22 protein-coding genes are annotated in these 24,434 nt (G+C 61.6%); 10 read left to right on the forward strand and 12 right to left on the reverse strand.

The window, feature by feature from the left end; genetic code table 11:
• Positions 1 to 69: 69 nt before the first annotated feature.
• The 5 genes from ACVOLR_RS02295 to ACVOLR_RS02315 form a co-directional block, all read right to left on the reverse strand.
• Complete coding sequence (locus ACVOLR_RS02295) at positions 70 to 642, reverse strand: DUF2239 family protein (protein WP_481534991.1); 573 nt, start codon at positions 640 to 642, stop codon at positions 70 to 72.
• A 233-nt stretch (positions 643 to 875) separates the two neighbouring features.
• Positions 876 to 1,937, reverse strand: a complete 1,062-nt coding sequence (locus ACVOLR_RS02300) for a fimbrial protein (RefSeq protein ID WP_481534992.1) — start codon at positions 1,935 to 1,937, stop codon at positions 876 to 878.
• A gap of 8 nt (positions 1,938 to 1,945) precedes the next feature.
• Complete coding sequence (locus ACVOLR_RS02305; RefSeq protein ID WP_481534993.1) at positions 1,946 to 4,558, reverse strand: fimbria/pilus outer membrane usher protein; 2,613 nt, start codon at positions 4,556 to 4,558, stop codon at positions 1,946 to 1,948.
• A 29-nt stretch (positions 4,559 to 4,587) separates the two neighbouring features.
• On the reverse strand, positions 4,588 to 5,319 hold the full coding sequence (locus ACVOLR_RS02310; RefSeq protein WP_481534994.1) for a fimbrial biogenesis chaperone: 732 nt from the start codon (positions 5,317 to 5,319) through the stop codon (positions 4,588 to 4,590).
• A gap of 96 nt (positions 5,320 to 5,415) precedes the next feature.
• The gene (locus ACVOLR_RS02315) at positions 5,416 to 5,946 is read right to left on the reverse strand and encodes a fimbrial protein (protein ID WP_481534995.1); all 531 of its coding nucleotides are present in this window, start codon (positions 5,944 to 5,946) and stop codon (positions 5,416 to 5,418) included.
• Positions 5,947 to 7,434: 1,488 nt separating this feature from the next.
• Between ACVOLR_RS02315 and ACVOLR_RS02320 the strand changes: the two genes are divergently transcribed.
• Positions 7,435 to 9,465: a putative bifunctional diguanylate cyclase/phosphodiesterase gene (locus ACVOLR_RS02320; RefSeq protein ID WP_481534996.1), complete on the forward strand. Its 2,031-nt coding sequence runs from the start codon at positions 7,435 to 7,437 to the stop codon at positions 9,463 to 9,465.
• Between the two features lie 3 nt (positions 9,466 to 9,468).
• Here the strand turns inward: ACVOLR_RS02320 and ACVOLR_RS02325 are convergent, their stop codons facing one another.
• Complete coding sequence (locus tag ACVOLR_RS02325) at positions 9,469 to 10,356, reverse strand: LysR family transcriptional regulator (protein WP_481534997.1); 888 nt, start codon at positions 10,354 to 10,356, stop codon at positions 9,469 to 9,471.
• Positions 10,357 to 10,438: 82 nt separating this feature from the next.
• On the opposite strand from ACVOLR_RS02325, the gene ACVOLR_RS02330 reads away from it, so the two are divergent.
• Together ACVOLR_RS02330 and ACVOLR_RS02335 are read left to right on the forward strand one after the other, a co-directional pair.
• On the forward strand, positions 10,439 to 10,846 hold the full coding sequence (locus tag ACVOLR_RS02330; RefSeq protein WP_481534998.1) for a CidA/LrgA family protein: 408 nt from the start codon (positions 10,439 to 10,441) through the stop codon (positions 10,844 to 10,846).
• On the forward strand, positions 10,836 to 11,555 hold the full coding sequence (locus tag ACVOLR_RS02335; RefSeq protein ID WP_481534999.1) for an LrgB family protein: 720 nt from the start codon (positions 10,836 to 10,838) through the stop codon (positions 11,553 to 11,555). The genes ACVOLR_RS02330 and ACVOLR_RS02335 overlap by 11 nt, the downstream gene beginning before the upstream one ends.
• Before the next feature lie 17 nt (positions 11,556 to 11,572).
• Here ACVOLR_RS02335 and ACVOLR_RS02340 read toward each other — a convergent pair whose 3' ends face one another.
• The 6 genes from ACVOLR_RS02340 to amaB all read right to left on the reverse strand — a co-directional run bounded on the left by ACVOLR_RS02340 (position 11,573) and on the right by amaB (position 17,327).
• Positions 11,573 to 12,460 carry a DMT family transporter gene (locus ACVOLR_RS02340; protein WP_481535020.1) on the reverse strand — a complete coding sequence of 296 codons (888 nt, stop codon included), beginning with the start codon at positions 12,458 to 12,460 and terminating at the stop codon, positions 11,573 to 11,575.
• Positions 12,461 to 12,492: 32 nt separating this feature from the next.
• Positions 12,493 to 13,536, reverse strand: a complete 1,044-nt coding sequence (murB, locus tag ACVOLR_RS02345; RefSeq protein ID WP_481535000.1) for a UDP-N-acetylmuramate dehydrogenase — start codon at positions 13,534 to 13,536, stop codon at positions 12,493 to 12,495.
• A complete protein-coding gene (locus ACVOLR_RS02350; protein WP_481535001.1) occupies positions 13,533 to 14,588 on the reverse strand; it encodes a quinone-dependent dihydroorotate dehydrogenase in 1,056 nt (351 codons plus the stop codon). Before ACVOLR_RS02350 ends, murB begins: the two co-directional genes overlap by 4 nt.
• Positions 14,589 to 14,592: 4 nt before the next feature.
• Positions 14,593 to 15,363, reverse strand: coding sequence for a class I SAM-dependent methyltransferase (locus tag ACVOLR_RS02355; protein WP_481535002.1), 771 nt, complete (start codon positions 15,361 to 15,363; stop codon positions 14,593 to 14,595).
• 7 nt (positions 15,364 to 15,370) lie between these two features.
• Complete coding sequence (locus ACVOLR_RS02360; protein WP_481513284.1) at positions 15,371 to 15,667, reverse strand: DUF4190 domain-containing protein; 297 nt, start codon at positions 15,665 to 15,667, stop codon at positions 15,371 to 15,373.
• Positions 15,668 to 15,794: 127 nt separating this feature from the next.
• Entirely contained in the window at positions 15,795 to 17,327 is a 1,533-nt protein-coding gene (amaB, locus tag ACVOLR_RS02365; RefSeq protein ID WP_481535003.1) for an L-piperidine-6-carboxylate dehydrogenase, read from the reverse strand.
• Positions 17,328 to 17,591: 264 nt separating this feature from the next.
• Here amaB and kdsA point away from each other — a divergent pair, with 264 nt between their 5' ends.
• The 7 genes from kdsA to ACVOLR_RS02400 all read left to right on the forward strand — a co-directional run bounded on the left by kdsA (position 17,592) and on the right by ACVOLR_RS02400 (position 24,409).
• A complete protein-coding gene (kdsA, locus tag ACVOLR_RS02370) occupies positions 17,592 to 18,437 on the forward strand; it encodes a 3-deoxy-8-phosphooctulonate synthase (protein WP_481535004.1) in 846 nt (281 codons plus the stop codon).
• 111 nt (positions 18,438 to 18,548) lie between these two features.
• Positions 18,549 to 19,085 (forward strand): Csu type fimbrial protein, encoded by a 537-nt coding sequence (locus ACVOLR_RS02375; protein WP_481535005.1) that lies wholly within the window; start codon positions 18,549 to 18,551, stop codon positions 19,083 to 19,085.
• 84 nt (positions 19,086 to 19,169) lie between these two features.
• Complete coding sequence (locus ACVOLR_RS02380) at positions 19,170 to 19,703, forward strand: Csu type fimbrial protein (protein WP_481535006.1); 534 nt, start codon at positions 19,170 to 19,172, stop codon at positions 19,701 to 19,703.
• An 8-nt stretch (positions 19,704 to 19,711) separates the two neighbouring features.
• Positions 19,712 to 20,191: a Csu type fimbrial protein gene (locus tag ACVOLR_RS02385; RefSeq protein ID WP_481535007.1), complete on the forward strand. Its 480-nt coding sequence runs from the start codon at positions 19,712 to 19,714 to the stop codon at positions 20,189 to 20,191.
• A gap of 21 nt (positions 20,192 to 20,212) precedes the next feature.
• On the forward strand, positions 20,213 to 20,983 hold the full coding sequence (locus tag ACVOLR_RS02390; protein ID WP_481535008.1) for a fimbrial biogenesis chaperone: 771 nt from the start codon (positions 20,213 to 20,215) through the stop codon (positions 20,981 to 20,983).
• 142 nt (positions 20,984 to 21,125) lie between these two features.
• Positions 21,126 to 23,432 (forward strand): fimbria/pilus outer membrane usher protein, encoded by a 2,307-nt coding sequence (locus ACVOLR_RS02395; protein WP_481535009.1) that lies wholly within the window; start codon positions 21,126 to 21,128, stop codon positions 23,430 to 23,432.
• Positions 23,429 to 24,409, forward strand: a complete 981-nt coding sequence (locus ACVOLR_RS02400; RefSeq protein WP_481535010.1) for a Csu type fimbrial protein — start codon at positions 23,429 to 23,431, stop codon at positions 24,407 to 24,409. Before ACVOLR_RS02395 ends, ACVOLR_RS02400 begins: the two co-directional genes overlap by 4 nt.
• Positions 24,410 to 24,434 lie beyond the last annotated feature (25 nt).

The following is a 24,434-nucleotide window of genomic DNA, read 5'->3' on the forward strand; positions in this document are numbered from 1 at the left end:
TGCGTATGCCCGCAGCGCTGCGACCCTGAGCCGCGCACTGGTTGCAACAACAGCAGGAAAGGGCGGTGCTTAGCCGGGGGCAGGCTCGGCGAGCTGCAGTACGTACGCCCGCACGTCCTTCGGCCAATCGGACATCTGCGCCACCAACCGCTCGTGGTCGCCGGCAAACAGTGCTCGTGATGCTTCCTCGAAACCAGCAAGATCGCCGGCCAGCGTGGACATGGCGTGGTACGCGCGGTCGCGCGCTTGGCGCGTCTGGTCCATGCCGCTGCCTGTGCGCCGCGCTTCGTGCACAAGCTTGCGCAAGGCCACGGAAGCGCCGCCTGGCTGCGCCGCAAGCCAGTCCCAGTGCTCCGGCAGCAGCGTCACTTCGCGCGCGACCACGCCGAGTTTGGGGCGGCCGCGGCCTTTTGGTTGCTGGATCGGCGCAGCTACGGTGTAGCGCGCGGCGACAGCGTCCTCGCCGCCGCGCAGGTCGAGGTCTGCAGCCTGGCCGGTGGCATCGCTGAACACCAGTGGCTGTGCGCCGGGCTGCGTCTGCTGCGTGCGCAGCAAGGCCAAGGCGACCTCATGCAATGGGCCGGTAGTGAGGCGTTGCCCGTTCAGGAAGGCGGTGTACGAGGTTGACGGGTCTGGCTTCATTTGAAGAATATTACCCGGGTTAAATTTTATCGTCAATAATACCCGGATAAAATAAACGGGCGCAGTGGGGCTTCCAGCAAGGTGGCTTGGCAGTCCCTGCCGATCAGAACCGATGCAGGCGTTCCTTCCATGCCTGGTGCTGGCAATTCTCGATGCGCGCCTGTTATCGGTTGCCAGCGACGACAGAGTTGTGTGGCCCAGCATGTCAGTGCCTTGCTGGGTCCACTGCGGCATCAACGGAACGTGACATTTACCGTGGCCGTTGCCGAGAACGGGCCCAGCTTTGCCGTGTCATCAGTCCACATCAATGAGGCAAGGAAGTCGTAGTTCATCAGTGTGTTGTTGACGGGGCCGAGCGGTATCGACTTCTTGAACTGGATGAAGTGATTCGGCGTATCTGCCGGGGATATCGCAATGCCGAAGCCGCCGTTGAGCTTGGGCATGATGATGACGCCGTCCTGCACGATGTTGAGGGTGCTGATCGAGGCGACCAGCATTCGATCGCTGCATTCATTGCCCGCGCCGGGTTGGGTCATGTCGACCTGGATCTGGAATGGGATCTGCGACTGGATCGCTCCCTTGTTGATGTCTGCAACCGGGATGCGGCCAAAGTTCACCGTGCTCCCCGAGTTCCCGATGACCGTGATGCTTGGGTTGCATGCAATGAAATGGATCTGTCCGAGTCCAGAGATGCCGGCGCGGAAATTTGAGTTGGGTATGGTATTCAGGCCGCCTTCGCCGTCTACTTGAAACAGGTCGTAAACCCCGTAGTTGTCGATCTTCCCGCTCTGCGGCGGTGGGCTGCCGGTCGCCTTGATGTAGATCGAAAAGGTGACGTTCAATACCATCGACGTTGCGCATTGTTTGGCCTTGGCATTGTTCCAGTACATCTTGCAGTTCTGGCGGTTTGCCGGCGGCGCGGTTCCTTGACCTGCCAGCAATCGGATGTTGCCTCTGCTGAGGCTGTGGTCGACGCTTTTGATGGTCACGCCAATCTCGATCGACGGGTGGATCTGGGCAACGGTTCGATCCGGGTCCCAGTAGAAGAATGCTTCCTCCCCTTGCGGCGCGTCTTGCGCGTCTACGCAGCGGAAGCTCACGGTGTAATCGTCCGAGCGCCACAGCAGCCGGCCGCGGACCGCATCACCTTTGGAAATGGTGATCTCATCGAGCAATGGGATGACCTGGTTTACCGATTCGGTCATGGCATCCTTGCAGGACAAAGCCCACGCTGTGCTTGGCAGCACCGACAGGAGCATCAGTACCGCAAGTGCCTGGAATAGCTTTTTTTTCATGTCTATTTTCATTGTGATTGGCTTGGCGGAGCGCAGTGCAATTCGATGTGCCGGTAGCCGGCCAAGGTCATGTGGGTTGGCGCTGCGTGCGCTTGATCGAGGCGCATCTCGCAGCGCTGATTTGGCTTGTTTCCCCAACGCACCGAGAGTCGGTCGCCCGGGTTCACGCCACTGACGAAGATCTCGCCATTGGGACCAGCGATGCCGCGGCTCAAGCCGTCGTTGCCGAACACGGTTGCCCCGAGTGGAACACGGATGTCCTCAACGAGAATGGGATGGATCATCAAGCTGACGCCGCGACGGGTTTCAAAATCCACGCGCGTCAACGCACCGCGCGTTGGCACTACGTTTCTGGAAACCCTGCTGGCATCCATGTCAGCACCAAGATCATCAGTGCGCAGGGCGACCCGATTGGTTCGATAAGCGCTGATGCCGCTGATCAGGCCGTAGCCTCGGTGATCCAGGCGAACCCCTGACTGATTCTCCAGGCCAAGGCCGGCGCCATCCTGCGCGTGCACCAGGACATTGGTACGGTGCAGTGACTGTGCAAAGGTCAGGCCGTTGCGGTGAAGAACCCAGCCGCCGCGGACCCCCCAGTTGATCTGGGAGTAATCGTCTGCGAGCGTGCCGCCGAACGTCGCGACACCCTTGCTGCCCATGTATCGCAGGTTTGCCGAGCCAGTAGTACCGGTATCGGTTCTGCCTATATTGACGCCATAGCCAAGCCGGTCGCCATCCAGCAGGGAGCCATTCAACCCGGTCTGGTAGCTTGCGCCGCTATGGCGCGAGTGGCTGTAGGAGGCAGAGCCGCTGCTACGGCGCCTGCCCAGTCGGTCAAGGGGCATGGACAGGGTCAGGCCGAACGAACGGTCCGCGCGGCTGTAACGACTCTGGCTATGGCGAACGAACGCGCCAAAGTTGACTGCGCCAATCTGGCCATTCAACCCCAGTTGTAGTTCGCGCTCGCGTTCGTTTGCACCCCAATAGTTCTGGTTGTTGTAACTGGCATTGAGCGTGTAGCCGTCGGAGATGCGCTGATTCAGTGCGACTTCCAGGCGGTTGCGTTTGTTGTGGTAGCGCTGGCTGCGTATCAGTTGTTGTGCTGGCTCAGTCCACGGGGCGGCGTGGTCCGCAGATTGCCCCGGATCGTCGTAGCTGGACTCGTAGTAGCCGTGCCGCCACTGCGCGCGCTCTGCAGACGCGTCGCTGAAATCGTAGTAGCCGGAAGTAGAATAGCGATGGCCGACCAGACGGAATTCGGTGCCGTGTGCATTCAGCGATTTCGAATACAGGAACCGGTAACTCTGGCCGTTGCTCACCTTGCCCTGAGCCAGCCGGGTGCGGGCGTGGATCAGGTCGATGGAGGCCGATCCAAGCCGGCCGAGGCTCTGGGCCGCCCCAAGCGCTACGGCGCTGTAGTTTTCAGACAACAGCAGGCCGGCATAAGGCGTAGTGTCCGATGCCAAGCCCCGCGCTGCGCTTGCCTGTACAAAACGCGGTTGGTAGCGGTCATAGCCATTGCGTAGTTCGCCGGCGTTGAATTCGTAGTGCAGTAGACCTGGTCGCAGCATTGTCTCGACTGCAGAGAAAGATTGCCTGTAGCGTTGCAGCGAGCCATCCGCTTCAACGATGGAAACCTCCAGTTCGCCGCTCAGCCGGTTGGGCACGATATCGTCGATCTGGAAGGCGCCCGGAGCCACGTTCAAGGCATAGATGAGGCTTCCGTCCTGACGGATCTCAACGCGTGCATTGCTGGCGGCCACACCGCGTACAACCGGGGCATAGCTGCGTTGGCTGTAAGGCAGCATTTCGTCATCGTTGGATATCTGCACACCACGAAAGCGAATGCTGTCAAAGACTCCGTATGCGGTATAGGTGTCGCCAAGCGTCAATCTGCTGTGCGCGGAACCGAGATCGGTCTCTGCGCGGAAACCTTGCGTTTTCCAGTGTATGCCCCTGTCATTGCCTGATCGGTTGCCACTGGAGGTATGACGAAAGCGCCACATTCCCGCATTGAGCGTGCTGTTGATCGATGCAAAAAAATAGCTGTCCTGGCGCTGGTTTTCGTGGTCGTTGTGCGCTCCATTGAGTGCGTAGTCGACCAGTAGTGCGTTGACTCCCTGGTCTCGTAGCGCGACCGGAATGTGGCCGCGCGGCAGGTTGATCAGGTGAACCTGCGGAATGCGCAGATCCAGCCGCTGCTGGTTGCCGTTGTAGCTGACGCTTGCATCTGGAATGACACGGTCAAGCGCGACGCAGTCAGATGCGTCGGCAGCGCCGGTCTTGAGATCCTCAAGACGTATGCCCCATTGTTTGGCGCGATTACGTGGCAGGCACGGTTCGGTCTGGCCGGACGGGGATGCCGTGAACGTGATTTGCTCGCGGGCCACTTCATTGCCATTGAGATAGACGGCGAAGGGATAGGTGCCAGGGAGAATGGCACCGGGGCTGGACAGCGCGGCGACATCGCTGCGGTTGGCGTCGCCACGCAGAAAGTCCAGGTTGAAGTTTCCGGAGGCAACAGCGCTGCCGATGCCAAGTGCGTTGATGGCCACCGCGAGCGGTGCCAGGCGAGGGGCCGCACTGCCCCCCCGCAGCGTTACACGGATTCTGCGAAGCATGATGGATATCGCGAAGTGGATCGGGGGGCTTAGGACCGCAACGGCACGTCGGTGACATCGCTGATGCCGCCGTAGTCATTGATGTAGCCAAAGCGCAATGAGCGCGTATCGTTGAGTTTCAGCTTGGACAGTGGTACTGAGAGCGTCTGCCCCGGCGCGATCATGTCCAGCTTGATGTCGTTGCCAATGCCTGCAGTTGCCAGCCCTTGCAGGTGCGAGAAGGTGATATGCATTGGACTGTTGTTGCGAACCTCCAACTGCTGGCCGTCGATACGCCACTGGAGGCTGTGGGCGGCTTCATCCAGCGTTGTGTCGAGTTCACGCGGCCGGTAGAACAGCTTGATGCGGGTGCGTATGGCCACCTGCAGGACGTTGTCGGCTTCCGCAGTGGGCGGAATCTCCTGCACGTTGATCCACAGCAGCGACTCCTTGTCCTCTGGAAGTCCGCTGCCGGCATAGATCATTCGAACCACCGCCTGCTCGCCTGGCGCCATCCGCATCAGTGGTGGTGTGATTGCCATCGGTAGATCCTGAGGGACCACGGAGTCGTCACCGGTGTCCAGCCAGGTTTGAACCATGTAGGGCAGGCTGCTCTTGTTGGACAATGTCACCGCGGCAGATGCGGACTTGGCGTCGTAGATCACACGCGTGGTTTGCACCTGCACTGCTGCATGAGCCGCATTGGACAGGGAAAGGCAGAGCAGCGCGGCCAAGGCGATAGGCCACTTCGCCTGGGAAATAGGGGCGTGCATGAAGTTCATTGGTCTTGCCAGAGAATTGGACGATTGCGCGCGGGCGCCTGGAAGATTTGCCGCGGGGCTGGAAACGGCGATGCGTCGCAAGCCCCGCGGAGTCAATCAGCGGTACTCGATCGAGAACGTCGAGTTCGCGTCGGCGAGGCCTGCGCCTACATCTTTCTCGAACGACTTGTAGCGAGCCTTCAAGTTGACGGTTGCCTTGCCGGTGGCGGCAACGGTGACCAGCGCCGGATCAACCAGGTCTTGGTTGATGGGGAAGAGCTTGTCGTTGTTGTCCAGGATCTCAATGCCAACGCCGGTTGCCTTGCTCACCGCAAGCAGTTCCGGGTGACCGGTTGGGGTGGTGCCGTCAAAGCGCAGCGTGTAAGTGCCGGCTTCGCAGTTTTCCATGTTGATGTTGAAGCTCTTGGGCGAGGAGACATCGCCAGCTTCCTTGAACAAGGTGGTCGGGAAGGTACCGATGGTGACGGTCTGGTCGACGCTGGCGGTGCTTACGTCGCAGGTGGATTGGACGATCTCTCCCTTGAACGTGATCGAACCCGATGCTGCCTGGGCTGCCGGTGCTACCAGGCAGGACAGTGCCAGTGTCAGTGCGGCGTTCTTGAGAATGTTTGGGGTAGTAAAGTTCATTTTATTTTCCTATTCGTTGAGGAGGCACCGGCGCTACCGTTGTGATCTCGCAGGCGTTTTGAACATGGCGACGGAGGCTGTGTAGCGCGTCGTGATGGCTCCAAGTGGAAGTCGCACTGATTGCGACGTTGGTTTCAGGGCCAGGGCTCACAGCTGCTGACGCGTAGGTGGGGTCATGCGGTGTACTGCATGAATGGTGGGAAGGACTCACTGCTGGTGTGGCGAGCGAGTGCGGTGGTGAAGCAAAATAGTTGTCCGGAGAATCGCGATTCCGTCGGCGAATATGGCTGCTTCCGTTGCCGCGCCAATTGACGGTGCGTGTATTTCTGAAGCGCTGGTTATCAATGGCGGCGAAGCGTTGGAACAGCGATAGCGCCGCCGTACCTTTGAGTGCTGTGTGCGGCGATTTATCAATCAGCTTAGGAAATCGCCTGTTCTCTACGCGGATGTGATCGCGACCATCCAATCGGTTGAGCGCAGTGGTGGAGTTCTGTCTGGCAGCGACGCGCTTGGCTGGAAACTTCAAGCGAAGGCGGAAGTCGGTTCTTCGGTTGCGCAATCGCGTCTTGGATTCGGTGGTTTCGATAGGTCTTGAAGCGATGAATTGAGCCGAAAAGGTTATGTTGCGCCGCTCAATTCGGCTGTAGGTATTTCCCAGAACACCGGCGGCGAGAAGTGATGTTGCTGATGGGAATTATTGGCAATCGATGTGCGGCTTACGCATGCCGGCTTCTGCTTGGTTGGTGCTGGCGCCGTATGGACAACGCCGGCGAGGCCCCGTGGTTGCGCGCTGCGTAATTGGATGAGCGCACGGGCGCGCGCCCGTTTACTGGTGTTCTGGCGCTGGTTGCTCCCAAGTTTTGCGCGGGAATTTGTAGGGATAGTTCGAGTTGGCTGGTCGTCTTTTTGCCGGTGCGGCTGCCTCGGTTTCTTTTCATTCTTGCCAGTTGGCGGTTGCCAACCGCCGATACATCCCTCTTGTTTCTATTTGCCCAGGTCCTTGCAGACAGCAAAGCGTGAGGTGGGGGTGAGGGTGGATCGGCTTTATGTTGAAGCGACACACAGCTATTCGGTGCACGCTGGACGGGGGCGTGGGTGTTCCAGTCGGGAGTTTCTTGGCTATGTAGTGGTCGCCAGGCTCTCCCGGCGCTAGCTGATGGGGTATCGACTGCTGGATATGTTCGGGATGCGGTGTTGGTAAAAGTGTGAACTTGTCAGGGGTAAGCCTGCCCGCCGCCGCGGAATGACGAAGGAAGCCTTGGGATAGGTAGTTTTCTTACGAAGTGTCACGCGGCTGTAATCGATTTCGGCGTTTGCGATGCACACGCGGTCTTCACTTCTTTCAGGTCTTCCGTCCTGCATGATGTCCCCGCTGCCTTGTTTCATACGGGCAGTGCATCGGGGGGAAGTGCAATGCGTTGGGACGAGGCTGTTCAGCCGTCATCAGGGAGGGGGCGAAAGGCTGATCTATATGTGCAGTTGCAGGCGGTGTTGGACGCACTGCCGCAGATGGCTGCGATGGTTCACGATGGCGTGCCTGTGCAAGCCAATCTGCGCTGGCGTGAGTTCTTTGGCAAGGATGCTGCGCTGGGCAGCTCACGTGACTGGCTGGAGCGTGTGCACGCCGATGAGCGTGTGCAGGCGATCGCGGCTTGGCGGGAGTTTCTGCTGCGTGGGCATGCACCAGCGTTTGAGTGCCGTTTGCAGGATGAAGCGGGCCTCGAGCATTGGTTTGAGGTACGTCTGGGGAGCCCGGGCGCAGAGGTGCCGTTGCAGGCAGTGACGATGACGGACGTCAGCGCAAGGCGCCATTTACGCCATTCCCTGGAGCAGAGCCTTGATCTGCAGCACCGCATGCTGGACGCCAGCATGGATTGTATTCAGGTGATCAACATCGATGGCTCGGTGCGGCATATGAATCGGTCCGGCTGCCTGGTCTCCGGGTTGGCGCAGGATGCGCGTGAGTTCGGGATGCTGTGGACTGATCTGTTGCCAGCGGCGTTTCGCAAGAAGGGACGCCGCGCATTGGCTCAGGCGGCGAGTGGCAGGGCGGCAAGGTTTGCGGGACAGACTGGCAACGAGGGCGCGCAGTCGCAGTTCTGGGACAACATTCTTACCCCGATGTTTGATGGGCAAGGACAGGTGAACGGCGTCCTGTGTGTATCGCGTGATGTGAGTGGGCAACAGCAGGCGGAGCAGCGGCTGCGTATCGCCTGCGAGATCGATGAACTCACCGGCTTGCCCAATCGACGCTCGTTCAATCGCAGGCTGCGAATCAGCCTGCAGCGGCATCGTGAGCGCAACGGCACCTTGGGTTTGATGATCATCGATCTGGATCACTTCAAACACGTCAACGACACGTTGGGTCACCCGGCCGGCGATCATCTGCTGCGTGTGTTGGCCAAGCGTGTGGCCGGGCAGGTACCCGACACGGCATTGGTGACGCGCTTGGGTGGTGATGAGTTTGCCGTTGTCCTCGAAGACACCAGCGGTGAAGCCGAGTTGCTGCAGGTTGCAGAACGTATCAATTTGCTGGCGGAAAGCTCGGTGACTTACGCAGGGCAAGTGATCAACACCGGAATGAGTATCGGCTGTGCGCTATACCCGCGCGATGCGCGTGATCCCGCAGGGCTGTTGAAGGCTGCCGACACTGCATTGAATGATCTGAAGGCCAACGGGCGCGGAGGCGTGCGCCTGTACAGTCGCCGGTTGATGGCCATAGCCGAACTGGCAGCGAATCAGCGGCTGATGGCGCGGCAGCTGGTGCGCGATGGGGGCGTGGTGCCGCATTACCAGCCGAAGGTGAACCTGCAGGATGGTCGCGTTGTCGGCTACGAGGCGCTGTTGCGTTGGCCATGTGCCGAAGACAAGCGCATGGGTGAGGACTGCCAGCTGGACGAGGCATTTCGCGACTATGATCTGGCATCGCGTTTGGCAGAGTCCATGCACCTGCAGGTATTGGCTGATATCTGTGCCTGGCAGGCGCAGGGACTGGAGGTGCCGCCAATCGCGATCAATGCAGCGCCGGTGGAGTTTCTCCGTGATGACTTTGCTGAAATCCTGCTGGAGAAACTGCAGCGCTTCGATGTTGATCCGGTGTTGATCGAGTTGGAGGTCACCGAACAGGTACTTACCGATCGCGGCTCTGCTTTTGTCGCCCGTGCGCTGGGCTTGCTGAAGGAAGCAGGCATGCGGATCGCACTGGATGATTTTGGTACCGGGCATTCCTCATTGGCACATCTGCGCGACTACCCGATTGATGTACTCAAGATCGATCGCAGCTTTGTCGCACGCATGGTGGATGAGCCATCGATCCGCGCGATAGTCGAAGCGGTCGGCAAGCTTGGGCCGAGTCTGCGTCTGGATCTGGTCGCCGAGGGGGTGGAGAACGCCAGTCAACGGCAGATACTGATCGAGGCCGGTTACCGGATTGGCCAGGGTTTTCTGTATGACCGGGCGGTTGATGCGGCGCAGGTGGCGCTGCGCTTGCAGGGGCCGCGGAAGATGTCGACGGCCTGAGTCTCATTCGGCCTGGTTGTGCTGTGCTTCCACCAGCCGCAGCCAAGCCTGCGCCGCAGCGGACAGATAGCCGCCGCGGCGCCAGGCCAGCACCATTTTCCAGTCCAGTTCCGGCTCATCCAGCGGCACGATCACTACGTCCGCACGTGGGCGTGCGTTGGCAATCATGCGCGGCAGCAGCGCCACGCCCAAGCCGGCTGCGACCAGTGCGACGATGAAGTCCGGTTGTCCACTGCGGGTGACCTCGCGTGGACTGAAGCCACGTGCCTGACAGGCCTGGATGATGTGCCGGTTCAGCAGGAAGCCCTTCTCGAACAGCACAAAGGGTACGTCGGCCAGGTCCTGCAGCTGCAGGCTGGCTGAACTTGCCAATGGATGCTGGCGGGGCAGCAGCGCTACCAGCGGCTCGGTCCGGACCGGTTGCCAGTCCAGATCATCGGCAACCGGCAGCAGGCTGGCAGCCAGCTCGATTTCACCTGCACGCAGGCTTTCCTCCAGTGCCTCGCTGCCGCGTTCGAGTACGCGCAGCTCGATCTGCGGGTAGAGCTGGCGGAAGCGGGCAAATACCGGCGCGAACAGGATGTCGCTGCCGAGCGAGGCCAGGCCCAGGTGCAGTTCGCCGCGCTGCAGATCGCGAAGTTCTTCCAGTTCGCGCAACATGTCTTCGCGTTCGCCGAGCAGGGCCAAGGCACGCCGATAGACGATCTGCCCGGCCGGGGTCAGCCGCACCCCATTGCGGGAGCGCTGCAGCAGCACTTCACCCAGTTCGTCCTCCAGCTGGCGGATGGCCTTGCTGATGGTTGGTTGGGTCGCGAACACTGCCTCGGCGGCCGCTGAAAAGCCGTCATGGCGGACTACTTCCACCAGCATGCGTAGCTGCCTGATATCCATTCTTAAATGGAATCCATTGGATGCAATGGATTCATTTTATTTATAGATCAGCCCGGCGTACATAGGGGGAATGGAAACCTTGATGTCGTCTTTGCGCCGCGGCCAGCTGGGCCTGCGACGCGGATTGCGCCGTAGCGCCTGCTTGCAGATCGGCGTTCTGGTGGTGATCTGGCTGCTGGCTGAGATGTTGATGCAGTGGCTGGCTGTGCCGGTGCCAGCTGGCATCGTCGGCTTGTTGCTGCTGCTGTTGGCCTTCGTCATGCGTTGGTTGTCACCGCGCTCGTTCACGCGCGGTGCGCAGTGGTTGCTGGCGGAAATGCTGTTGTTCTTCGTGCCGGCGGCGATGATCCTGCTCGACAACCGGCAGATGTTTGGTTGGCTCGGCCTGAAGCTGTTGCTGGTGGTGGTGGCCGGCACCTTGTTGGTGATGGCAAGCACGGCGGTGACCGTCGAACTGCTGCTGCGCTGGAGCCAAGGTCATGAACGTTGAGGTGCTGATGCAGCAGCCGGCGCAGTTGTTGTGGCCGGTGTTCTGGGCCGTGCTGACGGTAGCGATCTACCTGCTGGCCAAGAAGCTGTATCTGCGTAGCGGTAACGCCTGGGCGTCGCCCTTGATCGTTGCGCCGCTGGTCTTGTTGGGCCTGGCCTTGCTGTTGCACGCCAACTATCGCGACTATCTGCGTGGTACGCACTGGCTGGTGGCAATGCTGGGGCCGGTGACCGTGGCGTTCGCGGTGCCCATCCATCAGCAGCGGGCGTTGATCGCGCGGCACTGGAAGGTGTTGGGTGCTGGTGTGCTGGTCGGCAGCGGCGTGGCGATTGTCGCTGCGTGGTTGATGGCCACCGCCCTGCATCTATCGCCAGAACTGCGCTTGAGCTTGGCGCCGCGCTCGGTAACCACACCCTTCGCGATGGACGTATCCGGGCGCATCGGCGGCATCCCCGAGCTGACCGCTGTGTTTGTGATCATCACCGGCGTCTGTGGTTCGCTGTGCGGGCAGCTGTTGCTCAAGTTGCTGCCGGTGCGCAGCGCGATGGCGCGTGGCGCGTTGTTTGGCATGGGCGCGCATGGCATGGGCGTGGCGAAGGCGCGCGAGCTCGGCGAGAGCGAGGGCGCAATCGCCGGACTGGTGATGGTGATGGCCGGTGTATTGAACGTGGCTGTCGCGCCCTTGCTGGTGATGCTGCTGCAAGGCTGACGCCGGCTGGGTTTCAGTCAAGCCGGCGTGTCGCCGGCTCGGGCGTTCTGCAGACTTTCACTACGTCGGGCCAACACCGCCTCGCGGTGGGCGATATAGGCGTTGGCAGCGAGGATGATCAGGGCGCCGATCACCGTCCAGCGGTCCAGCGTTTCACCGAACAACAGCCAGCCCATCACCACCACCAAAGGTAGCTGGGTGAAGCTGATCGGGGTGAGTGCGGACACTTCGCCCAGCTTGAGTGCGCGGGTCCAGAACAGCTGGCCGAGCGTGCCCATCACCCCGGTAGCCACCAGCCACAGCCATGCGATACCGGTTGGCCAGACCCAGACGAACAATGCCGGGATCAACGACAGCGGCACCCAGAACACATACGTGTAGAACACCACGGTATCCGGGCTGTCGACGCCGGTGAGTTGTTTGATCTGGATCGCCACCAGTGCACTGAGCACCGCCGCCATGACTGCGATCAGGCTGCCTAGTTCAAAGCTGTGCGCTCCCGGGCGCACGATCACCAGCACGCCGATGAAGCCGACGATCACCGCGGCCCAGCGGCGGAAGCGTACCTTTTCGCCCAGCCACAGCACCGCAGCGATGGTGACAAACAAGGGCGTGGAATAGGACAGGGAGATGGCCTGCGACAGTGGCAGGTGGCCGATGGCCCAGAAGCCGCACAGCATCGAGGCCAGGCCAATTGCGCTGCGCAGGAAATAGCGTGGCAACTGCTGGGTACGCAATGACGCATGGCCGGGCCGTAGCAACATCGGCAGCAGCGCCAGCAGGCCAAAGCTGTTGCGGAAGAATGCCACTTCCTGGGTGGGAACGTAGGCGGTGGCCAGGCGGATGGCGATGGCCATCAGGCCGAAGGCCATGGCGCTGCCGAACATCAGCAGGGCAGCGCGCATTGCGGTGGAGCGGGGTGCAGCCAGGGCAGTGTTCACCAGCGGGCGCCGACCAACCTGGGCTCGGGTTCAATTGGCACGCCGAAAGTTTCCAGTACCGCCGCTGACACGCGGCGGGCAAATGCCAGCAACTCGGCGCCGGTGGCATTGCCGTGGTTGACCAACACCAGGGCGTGATTGGGGGAAACCCCGGCGTCACCGTCGCGTTGGCCCTTGAAGCCGGCTTTCTCGATCATCCACGCCGCCGATACCTTGCGGTTGCTGTCGTCGCTGCCCGGGAATACAGGCAGTTCCGGGTAGTGCTGGAGCAGCACGTTGATCTGCTCCAGCGGCAGGATCGGATTCTTGAAGAAGCTGCCGGCATTGCCGAGTACATCCGGGTCAGGCAGTTTGCGTTGGCGGATGGCGATGACCGCATTGGCGACGTCGGCCGAGACCGGGAATTCAATTCCCATCGTCCGCAGTTCCTCGCGGATGCCGGCATAGTCCAGCTGCAGCTCGTGCAGTAGCGGCAGGCGGAATTCCACGGCGGTGATCAGGTAGCGATCAGCCTCGTGTTTGAACAGACTGTCGCGGTAGCTGAAGCGGCAGGCCTCCTGGTCCAGCCGCACCCAGGCTTGTTCCTGCCGGTCCCAGGCCTCGACGATCTGGATGAACTCACCGATCTGGGCGCCATAGGCACCGATGTTCTGGATCGGCGCGGCGCCGACGGTGCCGGGGATCAGTGCCAGGTTCTCCAGCCCGGACAGGCCCTCTTTCAAGGACCACATCACCAGCTCGTGCCAGATCACGCCAGCGCCGGCGCGAACGATGGTGTGATCGGCGCGGTGTTCCAGTGCGCTGATCTCGCGGTTATCGAATACCAACACGACATCTTCAGGATCGGCAGCCAGCAGTACATTGCTGCCGCTGCCAAGCACCAGCAGGTCTGCCTCGCCGATGGCGGCAAGCGCTTCAGGCAGGGCGATGGGATCGGCGATGCGCAGCATGCGCGGTGCATGGGCGTCGACATGGAAGGTGTTGAGGTGACGCAGTGGAGCGTTCTCGGTCAGCGACCAAGCAGGGGCGGCATTCGTCATAGCGGTGCGACGGCGCCTCCCGACGGGGACTCGCGACGGCGACGGATGGCATTCACGCAATCGCCGATCAGGCTTGGGCCCTGGAAGATCAGCCCGCTGTAGCACTGCACCAGCGTTGCACCTGCCGCCATCTTGGCAACGGCGTCGGCGCCGGAACTGATGCCGCCGACGCCGATCAAGGGTACCGACTCGGGCAGGCGTGCACGCAGGCGGCGCAACACCAGAGTGGATTGGCCCAGCAGCGGTGCGCCGGAGAGGCCGCCAATTTCCTTGGATAGCGGATCAGCTTCGACCCCGGAGCGGGCGATGGTGGTGTTGGTGGCGATCACGCCATCCACGCCCAGTTCGCCAAGCACACGTGCGGCGGCATCGATGTCGCGATCGCTCAGGTCCGGCGCCACCTTGACCAGCATCGGCACGCGCTTGCCGTGTTTGGCGGCCAGCTGCTCCTGCGCCTCGCGCAGGCCGGCAACCAGGCGCCGCAATGCCTGCTCTTCCTGCAGTTCACGCAGGCCAGCGGTATTGGGCGAGGAGATGTTGACGGTGATGTAGTCGGCCAGCGGATAGACCTTTTCCATGCAGATCAGGTAGTCCGACAGCGCATCCTCGTTGGGCGTGTCCTTGTTTTTGCCGATGTTGATGCCGAGCGGGCCGGGGCGGTGCTTGACTGCCTCAACGTTTTTCACCAGTGCATCAACGCCAAGGTTGTTGAAACCCATGCGGTTGATGATGGCGTTATGCCGCGGCAGGCGGAACAGGCGCGGCTTGGGGCTGCCCGCTTGCGGCAGCGGGGTGATGGTGCCGATTTCCACGTAGCCAAAGCCCAGCGCAAACAGGGCTTCGATGTGCTCGCCATTCTTGTCCAGACCAGCTGCCAGACCCACCGGGTTGGGGAAGCTCAGGCCGAACGCCGTGGTGGGGAGCGGCTTGATGCGGCCGGCAATCAGCGGCGTGGTGCCGGTGCGCCAGGCAAGATCCAGCGCGGACAGACCCAGGCCGTGCGCGCGCTCGGCATCAAGGGTGAACAAAAAGGGGCGGGCAATGGAATACATAAGCTCAGTTCAGCGTGCCGACAAAGGCGCGGGTTTGGTACTCAAAGGCAACCTTGCCATCGACCGCATGCGCATCAAACAGGCGCTGCAGGGCCTCCAGCATGGGGGTATGACGTTCGTGGCCGGCTTGCGGTGCGTAAGAGGAGGACAGCAGCCGGCCGCGCAGGCCGTCGTAGTCCAGATACTGCACATTCGGCAGGTGGACCAGGCCGCGCAGCCCTTCGCCGAACCACTCGCGCATGGTCTGGTCGTCCTGGTAGCGCTCGGCGACCTCGGTGTAGTCGGTGCCGTAGTCCAGCAGCAGCTGCTCGTAGCCGGCCAGGAATGGCGAGGCATCGAGCAGGCGCGAGTTCCAGTACACCAGGGCCAGGCCACCCGGACGCAGGATGCGCATCCATTCGCGGCGTACGGCGTTGGTATCGAACCAGTGGAATGCCTGCGCGGCCGCGACCAGATCAACGCTGTGGTCGGCCAGGGTGGTGGCCTCGGCGGTACCGGCGACGGATTGGAATTGCGGATGTCCGGGCAGCAGCCATTGTTCTGCGGCGGCGCGCATTGCGGCGTTGGGCTCAACCGCGATCAGCGGATGGCCGGCAGCCAGAAACAGCTCGCTGGAAATGCCGGTGCCGGCGCCGATATCGGCGACCAAGGCAGAGCGGGGCAGGCCGATGTCGCGGTGCAGCCATTCCAGCAGCGTGGACGGATAGCCCGGGCGGTAGCGCACATAGTCCGCTACCCGGCTGCTGAAACGTTGGGTTGAATCGGATTGCCCCATGCCGGCCTCAGGAGTTCATCGCAGCGAGGCCAGCCAAGCCGCCGAAGAACACCAGGATGGCAATGAAGAAGATGATGCCGATCAGCCACAGCGCGGTAGCCAGCCAGCCCAGCACCAGCCCGGCCACGGCCAGGCCGTCGCCTTCCAGTTGACCGTTGCTGCGGCGGATTTCGCCACGGGCCATATGGCCGAAGATGATGGCGCAGATGCTGCCGATGGCCGGCAACAGGGTCCAACCGAGGATGCCGGCGACCAGACTGATCACGGCGTAGCTGCTGGTCTGGCGGGGTGCAGGAATGCTCATCGGGAACTCCGTTTCAGCGTTTGAAAGCCCCTCTCCCGCACGCGGGAGAGGGGTTGGGGTGAGGGGAAGCTTTTCAGCCAAGCACTCTCCCACTTCAACGCCCCGACCAAGGCCGGGGCAGACACGATCAAAGATCGAACTTGATGCCCTGGGCCAGCGGCAGCGAGTCGGAGTAGTTGATGGTGTTGGTCTGGCGACGCATATAGACCTTCCATGCATCCGAACCGGACTCGCGGCCACCGCCGGTGTCCTTTTCGCCACCGAAGGCGCCACCGATCTCAGCACCGGACGTGCCGATGTTGATGTTGGCGATGCCGCAGTCGCTGCCGGCAGCCGACAGGAACTTCTCGGCGGTCTTAAGGTTCTGGGTGAAGATCGACGAGGACAGGCCCTGCGGCACGCCGTTCTGCATGTCGATGGCTTCGTCCAGGTTGCTGTACTTCATCACGTACAGGATCGGTGCGAAGGTTTCGTGCTGGACGATTTCATCGCTGTTCTTCAGGCCGGTGACAATGGCCGGCAGCACGAAGTTGCCAGCGCGGTCGATGGCGGTGCCGCCGGTTTCGACGGTGCCACCGGCAGCCTTGGCCTTGGCGATGGAACCGAGGAACTGCTGCACGGCTTCCGGGCTGTTCAACGGGCCCATCAGGTTGGCCGCATCGGTCGGATCGCCGATCTTGCCTTCGACCTGCTTGTAGGCCTTGATCAGCGTAGCCAGCACGTTGTCGTAGATGGATTCATGCACGATCAGGCGACGGGTGGTGGTGCAGCGCTGGCCGGCAGTGCCGACGGCGCCGAACACGATGCCCGGCACGGCCAGCTTCTGGTCGGCGGTCTCGTCCATGATGATGGCGTTGTTGCCGCCCAGTTCCAGCAGGCAGCGGCCCAGACGTTGGGCGACCTTCTGGTTCACGGCGCGGCCGACCTGGGTGGAACCGGTGAACGAGATCAGCGGCACGCGGCGGTCGTCGACCATCTTTTCCGACAGCGCGGTGCCGGCATCGTTGATCAGGAAGAACAGGTTCGGGAAGCCGGCACCTTCGAGCGCCTCATTGCAGATCTTCATCGTCGCAATGGCGGTCAGCGGAGTCTTGTTGGACGGCTTCCAGATGCAGATGTCGCCACAGATGGCAGCCAGGAACGCGTTCCAGCTCCACACCGCAACCGGGAAGTTGAAGGCCGAGATGATGCCGACCAGACCCAGCGGGTGGTACTGCTCGTACATGCGGTGGCCGGGGCGCTCGGAATGCATGGTGTAGCCGTACAGCATGCGGCTCTGGCCCAGGGCGAAGTCGGCGATGTCGATCATCTCCTGCACTTCACCGTCGCCTTCCGGCTTGGACTTGCCCATTTCCAGCGCGACCAGCGAGCCCAGCGCGTCCTTGTGCTTGCGCAGTGCTTCACCGCACAGGCGCACGGCTTCACCACGGCGCGGTGCCGGGGTGGTGCGCCATACCTTGTAGGCTTCCTGCGCGCGGGCGATGACGGTTTCGTAATCAGCCTCGGTCGTCGCCTGGACCTCGGCGATCACTTCGCCGGTGGTCGGGTTCTGCGGCTTGAGGACGCCCGCGCCGGTGGCGGCGGACCATTCCCCGTTGCCCATGTAGGTGCCAGCGTTGGTGGCATCCAGAGCCAAGGCCTTGAGCAGCTCGGAAGACATTCAAACTCCTGTTTCTTAACGTGATTTTGGCGCCGTCGGAAACTGCGGGTGGGGCGACGGAGTGAGTACCACATAGTATCAGAGTGAACCGATTGCCCCCGTACCACTTGGTTTGGCCAATGGGACAGGCTGTGCCGGCGCCACGGACTGTGCTGATGGCGGGCGTTGCCTCGGCTGTGACCGCAAACCCTGTCGCTGGCGGCCGTTTTCGGCCATATTCGCCACCCTTGGTAGGGGTTTCCCCGGTTTGAACAGGATAGACAGATGAACGTGACGATTTCGGACGGGGTAGTGGTCGGCAACAAGCTGCCCTTCGTGCTGTTTGGCGGGCTGAATGTGCTGGAGGATCTGGACTCCACCCTCTACGCCGCCGAGCGCTACGTGGAGGTCACCCGCAAGCTGGGTATCCCGTACGTGTTCAAGGCTTCGTTCGACAAGGCCAACCGCTCTTCGATCACCTCTTTCCGCGGCGTCGGCCTGGAAGAAGGGCTGCGCATCTTCGAGCAGGTCAAGCAGCGTTTCGGCGTGCCGGTGATCACCGACGTGCATGAAGTGGCGCAGGCCGCGCCGGTCGCAGAAGTGGTCGATGTGCTGCAGATCCCGGCCTTCCTGGCCCGCCAGACCGATCTGGTCACGGCCATCGCCCGCACCGGCCGCGTGGTCAACATCAAGAAGCCGCAGTTCCTCAGCCCGAGCCAGATCAAGCACATCGTCAGCAAGATCCGCGAGGCGGGCAACGAGCAGATCATCCTGTGCGAGCGTGGCGCGCAGTTCGGCTACGACAATCTGGTCGTGGACATGCTCGGCTTCCGCGAGATGATCGAAGCCACCGGCGGCCTGCCGGCGATCTTCGACGTCACCCACAGCCTGCAGCGTCGTGACGCCGGCAGCGAAGCCTCCGGCGGCCGTCGCCGCCAGGTCGTCGAACTGGCTCGCGCCGGCATGGCGGTCGGCATCGCTGGGCTGTTCCTCGAAGCGCATCCGGACCCGGACAACGCGCGCTGTGATGGCCCCAGCGCATTGCCGCTGGACGTGCTGGAACCGTTCCTTGCGCAGATCAAGGCGCTGGACGACATGGTCAAGGCGTTCCCGGTGCTGGACATCGCCTGATCCATCCGGGCCGGCGGCTGCTGCGCGGCCCCGGTCTCATGCAGGCCCCTCTCTTACGTCCGTAGTGTTTCATGCAGCCACGTTTGTGGCACACGGATGAAAGAGGGGGCGATGCATCATTTGAAGAGCGGCTTGGGTCTGGTTCTGTGCGGGCTCCTGCTGAGCTCCGCTGGTCATGCTGCGCCAACGGTCCGCGGGCAGATACACAGTTCATTGACGTTGGTGCCTGCATGTGAGGTCAACGGATCGGCTGCCAGTTCCAATCTCAACTTTGGTTCGTTGACCTTCGGGACTGCCAGCACGCTTATGCAGCAGTCCATTACCCAGCTCTTCAGCCCTGACGGTGGCGCGATGAGCATCCGCTGTGCGGCAGGATTCTCTCCGGCGCTCAAGATACGGGCGGGCCGCAACGACGGTCAGGCGTCGGCAGGCGGCAGGGCATTGCACGATGGTGCAGGCCATTATGTTGCTTATGACCTGTACGTGGATACGGGCTTCAATAGCGATGTGCCGATTGACGGAACCGTCTACCTCGGGAGTAGCAACGGCACGGCACAGACGGTGAATCTCTACGGCAGAGTCATGGGGGCGGCGGGCTTGCCGCCAGGCACCTATACGGATTCGATAGCGGTCGAATTGTCGTTCTAGGCTGCTCTTACGCACCTTCGCTAGGGTGGGCAGATTGCAGGCAGCGGATGGCTGACTGCATTACCGATCAAATGGAGAGTTTGCATGAAATTCTGGAATGTCCGTGCAGCGTTGTTCGCCGGTGGTTTGCTGTTCGCTTCGATGGCGCAGGCTGGCACTGTCACCGGCCGGATCGACGCAGCGCTGACGCTGGTCAGTGCTTGTCAGGTAAATGGGTCGTCCGCAACAACGGGGGCGAACTTTGGCACCCTGAGTTTCGGTACGCAAGACTCGCTCTTCAGTACTGCCGGCGGTCAGGTGCTGCGTGGTGGTGGTGGTTCCATGTCGATATTGTGTTCAACGGGTGCCATCCCTGTGATCAAAGTCGGGGTAGGGAGCAATGATGGGATGTCGGCCGGTGGCACGCGGGCACTTGCAGATGGTTCGGGCAACTACGTGCCCTACGATTTCTTCACCGATGCGGGGAAGTCCACGCTGCTGCCGATTAATGGCACGATAACCTTGCCGACCAGCACCGGCGTTACGCAGACAGTCAACCTGTATGGCCAGGCGAAAGGCAAGGCAGGCTTGTCTGCAGGTGTCTATACGGACAGCGTTTCGGTCGAGCTGACCTTTTGATCGCACCCATGCGTTTGCTGTGGATCGGGCTTGCGGCTGGGCTGTGTTCGCTGGTGGCTGAGGCAAGCGCCGGTACCCATGCGGACATGCAGGTGAGTGCGGAAGTCGTCAGCGGCTGCGAGGTCGCGCCCGGCAATTGGGGGGCGCTGGATTTCGGAACGCAGTCGGCGCTGAACAGTGGAGTCGTTGCGACTTCCTTCACCTCCACGGTGCAGCTCAACTGCACGCCTGGCTTGACGTTGTTGATGAAGGTCGACGGCGGATTGTACGGGCGTCAGTTGCAGCACGATGGGGGCAGTGAACGCATCGCCTATCGCTTGTTCGCTGACGCCGCCCGAAGCTTGGCGTTGGGAGTTGACCAAATGTTCCCCGTGCCTTTGGGGCAGACGGGCGCGGTGGTGCTGCCAATTCACGCAGAGCTCAACGTGCCAGCGCAGCGACCTGCCGGCACTTACAGTGATGTATTGCAGGTTCAATTGATCTGGTAAGTACCGGGTTGCGGGGGAAGAATGTTTTTTTTCAGATATATCGCGACAGCCTGTCTGCTCGTGGCTGCGGCGCTGTCGATCGGCGAAACCCGTGCAGCAAGTTCGGTCCTGATCTGGCCAGTTGATCCGGTGCTGCAGGATGGCCAGCAGAGCACTGCGTTGTGGCTGGAGAACAAAGGTCAGAGCCCGGTCAATCTGCAGGTTCGGGTGCTGTCCTGGGCGCAGCAGGAGTTTGATGATCACTACCAGAACCAGCGGCAGATGATCGGCATCCCGCAGATTGCGCAGATTGAACCGGGACAGAAACAGCTGGTGCGCATTACCCGCATGGCGCCGACGCCAGCCGGGCAGCAGCAGGCGTTTCGCGTGATGATCGATGAAATTCCGACAGCCGTGCCGATCGATGCAGCTGCTGCACCGGGCGTGCGCTTCAATATGCGCTACGTCATTCCGTTGTTCGTTTATGGAGCGGGCTTGTCTGCGGGAGGTGCTGCTCAGGGCGTGCGCGATGCAACGGGCGCTGAAGTTGTTCCGCGTCTTGGCGTGCAACAGGTCAACGTGGAGGGCAAGGCCTACCTGCAGATCCGCAACGATGGGCTGGTGCACGCACGATTGACCGAGGCCTCGCTGGAACAGGCAGGTAAGCAACGGGTGTTTCAGGAAGGTTTGATGGGCTACGTGCTGCCTGGCGCAAGCATGCGCTGGCCGCTGCCGGCATCGGAAGGGCGTCCTACGGTGTTGTTGGTGCGTGTCAACGGCGCGCCGCAGCCGCAGCGCCTGGCTATTGAGTGATTGTTCGCATGATGTTGAATTGGATGTGCGGCATCTGCGTGGCGCCTGATCTTGTTGGGGTAGCTGCATGAGCTGCTATCGGTATCCTGCGACCCGCTGTCAAACGCTGTCCCGTGCTGTGCGCTATGGCCTCTGGGCCAACATGCTTGCATTGACCGTTGTGCCGACGATGCCGGCTTGGGCGGGTGAGTTGCCGCTGCTCGAGTTTGATGCGTTGGAGGCCGCGCCGCTGCCGCTGCATCTGGACCTGGTGGTCAACCAGCAGGCAACCAGTCGGCAGGTTGTCGTTGAAGAACGTGACGGTCGACTGTATGCCAGCGCAGCCGCATTGGCCGCTGCCGGGATCAGCTTGCCGCAACCGGTGGCCGACGATGTCGCGTTGGAAGACGTGCCTGGCTTGCGCGTGCACTACGATCGGGCAATGTTGCGCCTGCTACTTGATGTGCCGCCGGCGTGGCTGGCGCAGCAGACCATCAGCTATCGCGCCGCAGCGCCGCGCATGACTGCGCAGGCCAGCTTGGGTGCAATGTTCAACTACGACATATACGCCAATGATGTAGACGACGCTGGCAGCTATGTGGCTGCCTGGAATGAACTGCGGATTTTTGGTGGTGCGGGTAGCGTGACCAACAGCGGGCAGTTCCGACAGATCGTGAGCGGGGAGAAGGATGGGCAGCGTGGGGGGTATCGGCGCTACGACACCACCTGGCGCTACTCCGATGAGAACAGCCTGCTCACCTATGAGGCCGGTGACGTGATCACTGCTGCCTTGCCCTGGAGCAGTTCGGTGCGGCTTGGTGGCGTGCAGTTGTCGCGCGATTTCAGTGTGCGGCCAGATCTTGTGACCTATCCCTTGCCGCAGTTTGCCGGCGAGGTCGCGGTGCCAACGGCGCTGGATCTGTTCGTCAACGGTTACAAGTCATCAAGCGCAGAGTTGAGTCCTGGCCCGTATACGTTGACCAATATTCCACTGATCAATGGCGCCGGTGAGGCAGTGGTTGTGACCACCGACGCACTGGGGCGGCAGGTGTCGACGACGCTGCCGTTCTACGTCAGTACCCGTTTGTTGCAGCCAGGGCTGGCGGATTTCTCGGTTGCGGCCGGCAACATGCGCGAAGACTATGGCGTTCGCAATTTCGGTTATGGTAAAGCCGCGGGTAGCGGCACCTTGCGCTATGGTCTGCTCGACTGGCTGACCCTGGAAGGACATGCAGAAGCGGCAAGGCGGCTGTCCTTGGCCGGTGCTGGTGCAAACATTCGTGTCGGCAATTTGGGTATCGTCAACGCAGCATTGAGCCAGAGCCGGTTCAATGGCAGGCAGGCGCAGCAGCTGGCTTTCGGCTACCAGTACAACAATCCTTTCTACAGCCTCGCTTTCCAGCAGGTGCAACGGCAGTCCGGCTATGCGGATCTTGGCGCTATCAACGCGCAGACATTGCGCACCAGCAGGCGCAGCCAGCAGGCCACGGCCAGCGTACGGCTCGGGGCCTGGGGCAGCGTTGGTGCGGGCTATTTTGATGTGCGCAACGCCGATGACTCGCGCAGCCGCTTGCTCAACCTGTCCTGGAGCCGCTCGTCACGAAAGGGGTTCAGCTTTTACATGTCGGCCAACCGCGACCTGGAGGCAGGAGGGTGGTCGGCAATGGCGCAGATGATGGTGTCGATGGGCGCGCGCAGCACGCTTTCGCTGTCGGCCGAGCGTGATGCCCGTGGTGATCTGCTCGAGCGTGTGAATCTCAGTCAGCAGGTGCCAACCGATGGCGGCTTTGGTTACAACCTTGGCTATGCGCACGGTGGCGCCCAGGACTACCGGCAGATCGACGGAACCTGGCGCGGCGACCAGTTGCAGGTCCAAGCCGGTACCCATGGCAGTCGTTCGATGATGACGCGCTGGGCGGATGTCAGCGGTTCGGCCGTGTGGATGGATGGTCGGCTGTTCGCCGGTAACCGTGTCGATGATGCATTCGTGGTGGTCAGTACGCAGGGCCATGCCGGTATTCCCGTGCGATATGAAAACCAGGATGTCGGTCGCACCGGCAAGAGTGGTCACCTGCTGGTGCCATGGACCAGTGCGTATTACCCAGGCAAGTACGAGCTGGACCTGATGGGTGTGCCGGCGGATATCCGCAGTGCGCGGGTGGAAGAACGGGTGATGGTGCGCGCCGGTAGCGGTTACCTGCTGCAGTTCCCGGTGATGCGCTCGCGCAGCGCCAGTGTTGTGCTTGTCGATGCCGGCGGCACGGTGCTGCCATTGGGTGCTGGCGTCCAGCACGTGGAAAGCGGGACGACCACCGTGGTCGGATGGGATGGTCTGGTGTATCTGGAAAGCGTGGATAAGGCCAATCACCTGCAAGTGAGTCTGGCCAATGGAGAAAGCTGCGTGGCGACGTTCACTGCTGGCGAAGGCGATGCGGCCGTGCTGATGCCGGCCCCTGTGGTGTGCCGATGAGCTGGGTATCCCGGGTAATACTGCTGTCTGTACTGAGTTTCGCTGGGCGCGAGGTGTCGGCAAGCTGCGAGGTCGTGAACGCCCGGCCGGCAGAGTTTGGTTCTGTTGGCTCCATTACCCTGCGCGACGCTGTGCAGAGCACGTCCACAAGTGATGCAGGCATGCATTGTTCGGGTGATGTATCGCAGCCATGGGAGCCGGGGACTACCTATTTTCGCGTGATTTTCAGCTCCGTCGACAATGGCATGGTGGGCCCTGCCGGAGATCGGGTCTCCTACCAGGTCCATGCATCGCCGGACAGGAACAATGCATCGGCGCTGGCTCCGGGAGTGATGGTTGACCTCGCCGCTTTGGGTGTCATCGATGAATTGGGTGTGCTGCAGGGCAGCTCCCCCAAGTCCATCCCGCTATTCCTGACGCTCGCCGCCGGCGCCAATGTTGCTGCAGGCACTTATATCGATAGCGCAACGTTGAGCTGGGATTGGAAGTACTGCGTTCAACAGTCCAGTCCGGGTGTTTGTTCTTCCTATGAGAGCGGTAGTGGAGCCTCGCCAATGGCGATAAAGCTGGTGGTGCAGAATGACTGCGCTATCGCCGCCGATGATCTGGACTTCGGCGCAGCTGCGCTTCCTTCCATGTTCGCAGAGGTCAATGGAAGCATCAGCGTGATCTGCACCAAGGGTAGCGTCTATACCGTTGGGCTCAGCGGCGGGCGGAACCCCAGCCAAGGGCAGCGCAATATGCTTTCGGCCGAGGGGACTCTGCTTGCCTACGATCTTTTCCAAGGAGTCGGCAGCGCACGATGGGGTGATGCAGGCGCTGAGCGCCGTGGCAGCTACGCGGCCGATCTGAACGCTGGCAGCGGTTTGGGCACGAGTGCGCAAAAATTCAACTACAGGGCAGCGGTTTATCCGGACCAGGCGCCTGTGCCGGCCGGCAGCTACGTTGACACCGTGCTGATTGATGTAGCTTTCTGATCCCGTGATGGCACTGCGCGGACGC

The organism is Stenotrophomonas sp. STEN030 (assembly GCF_056759995.1).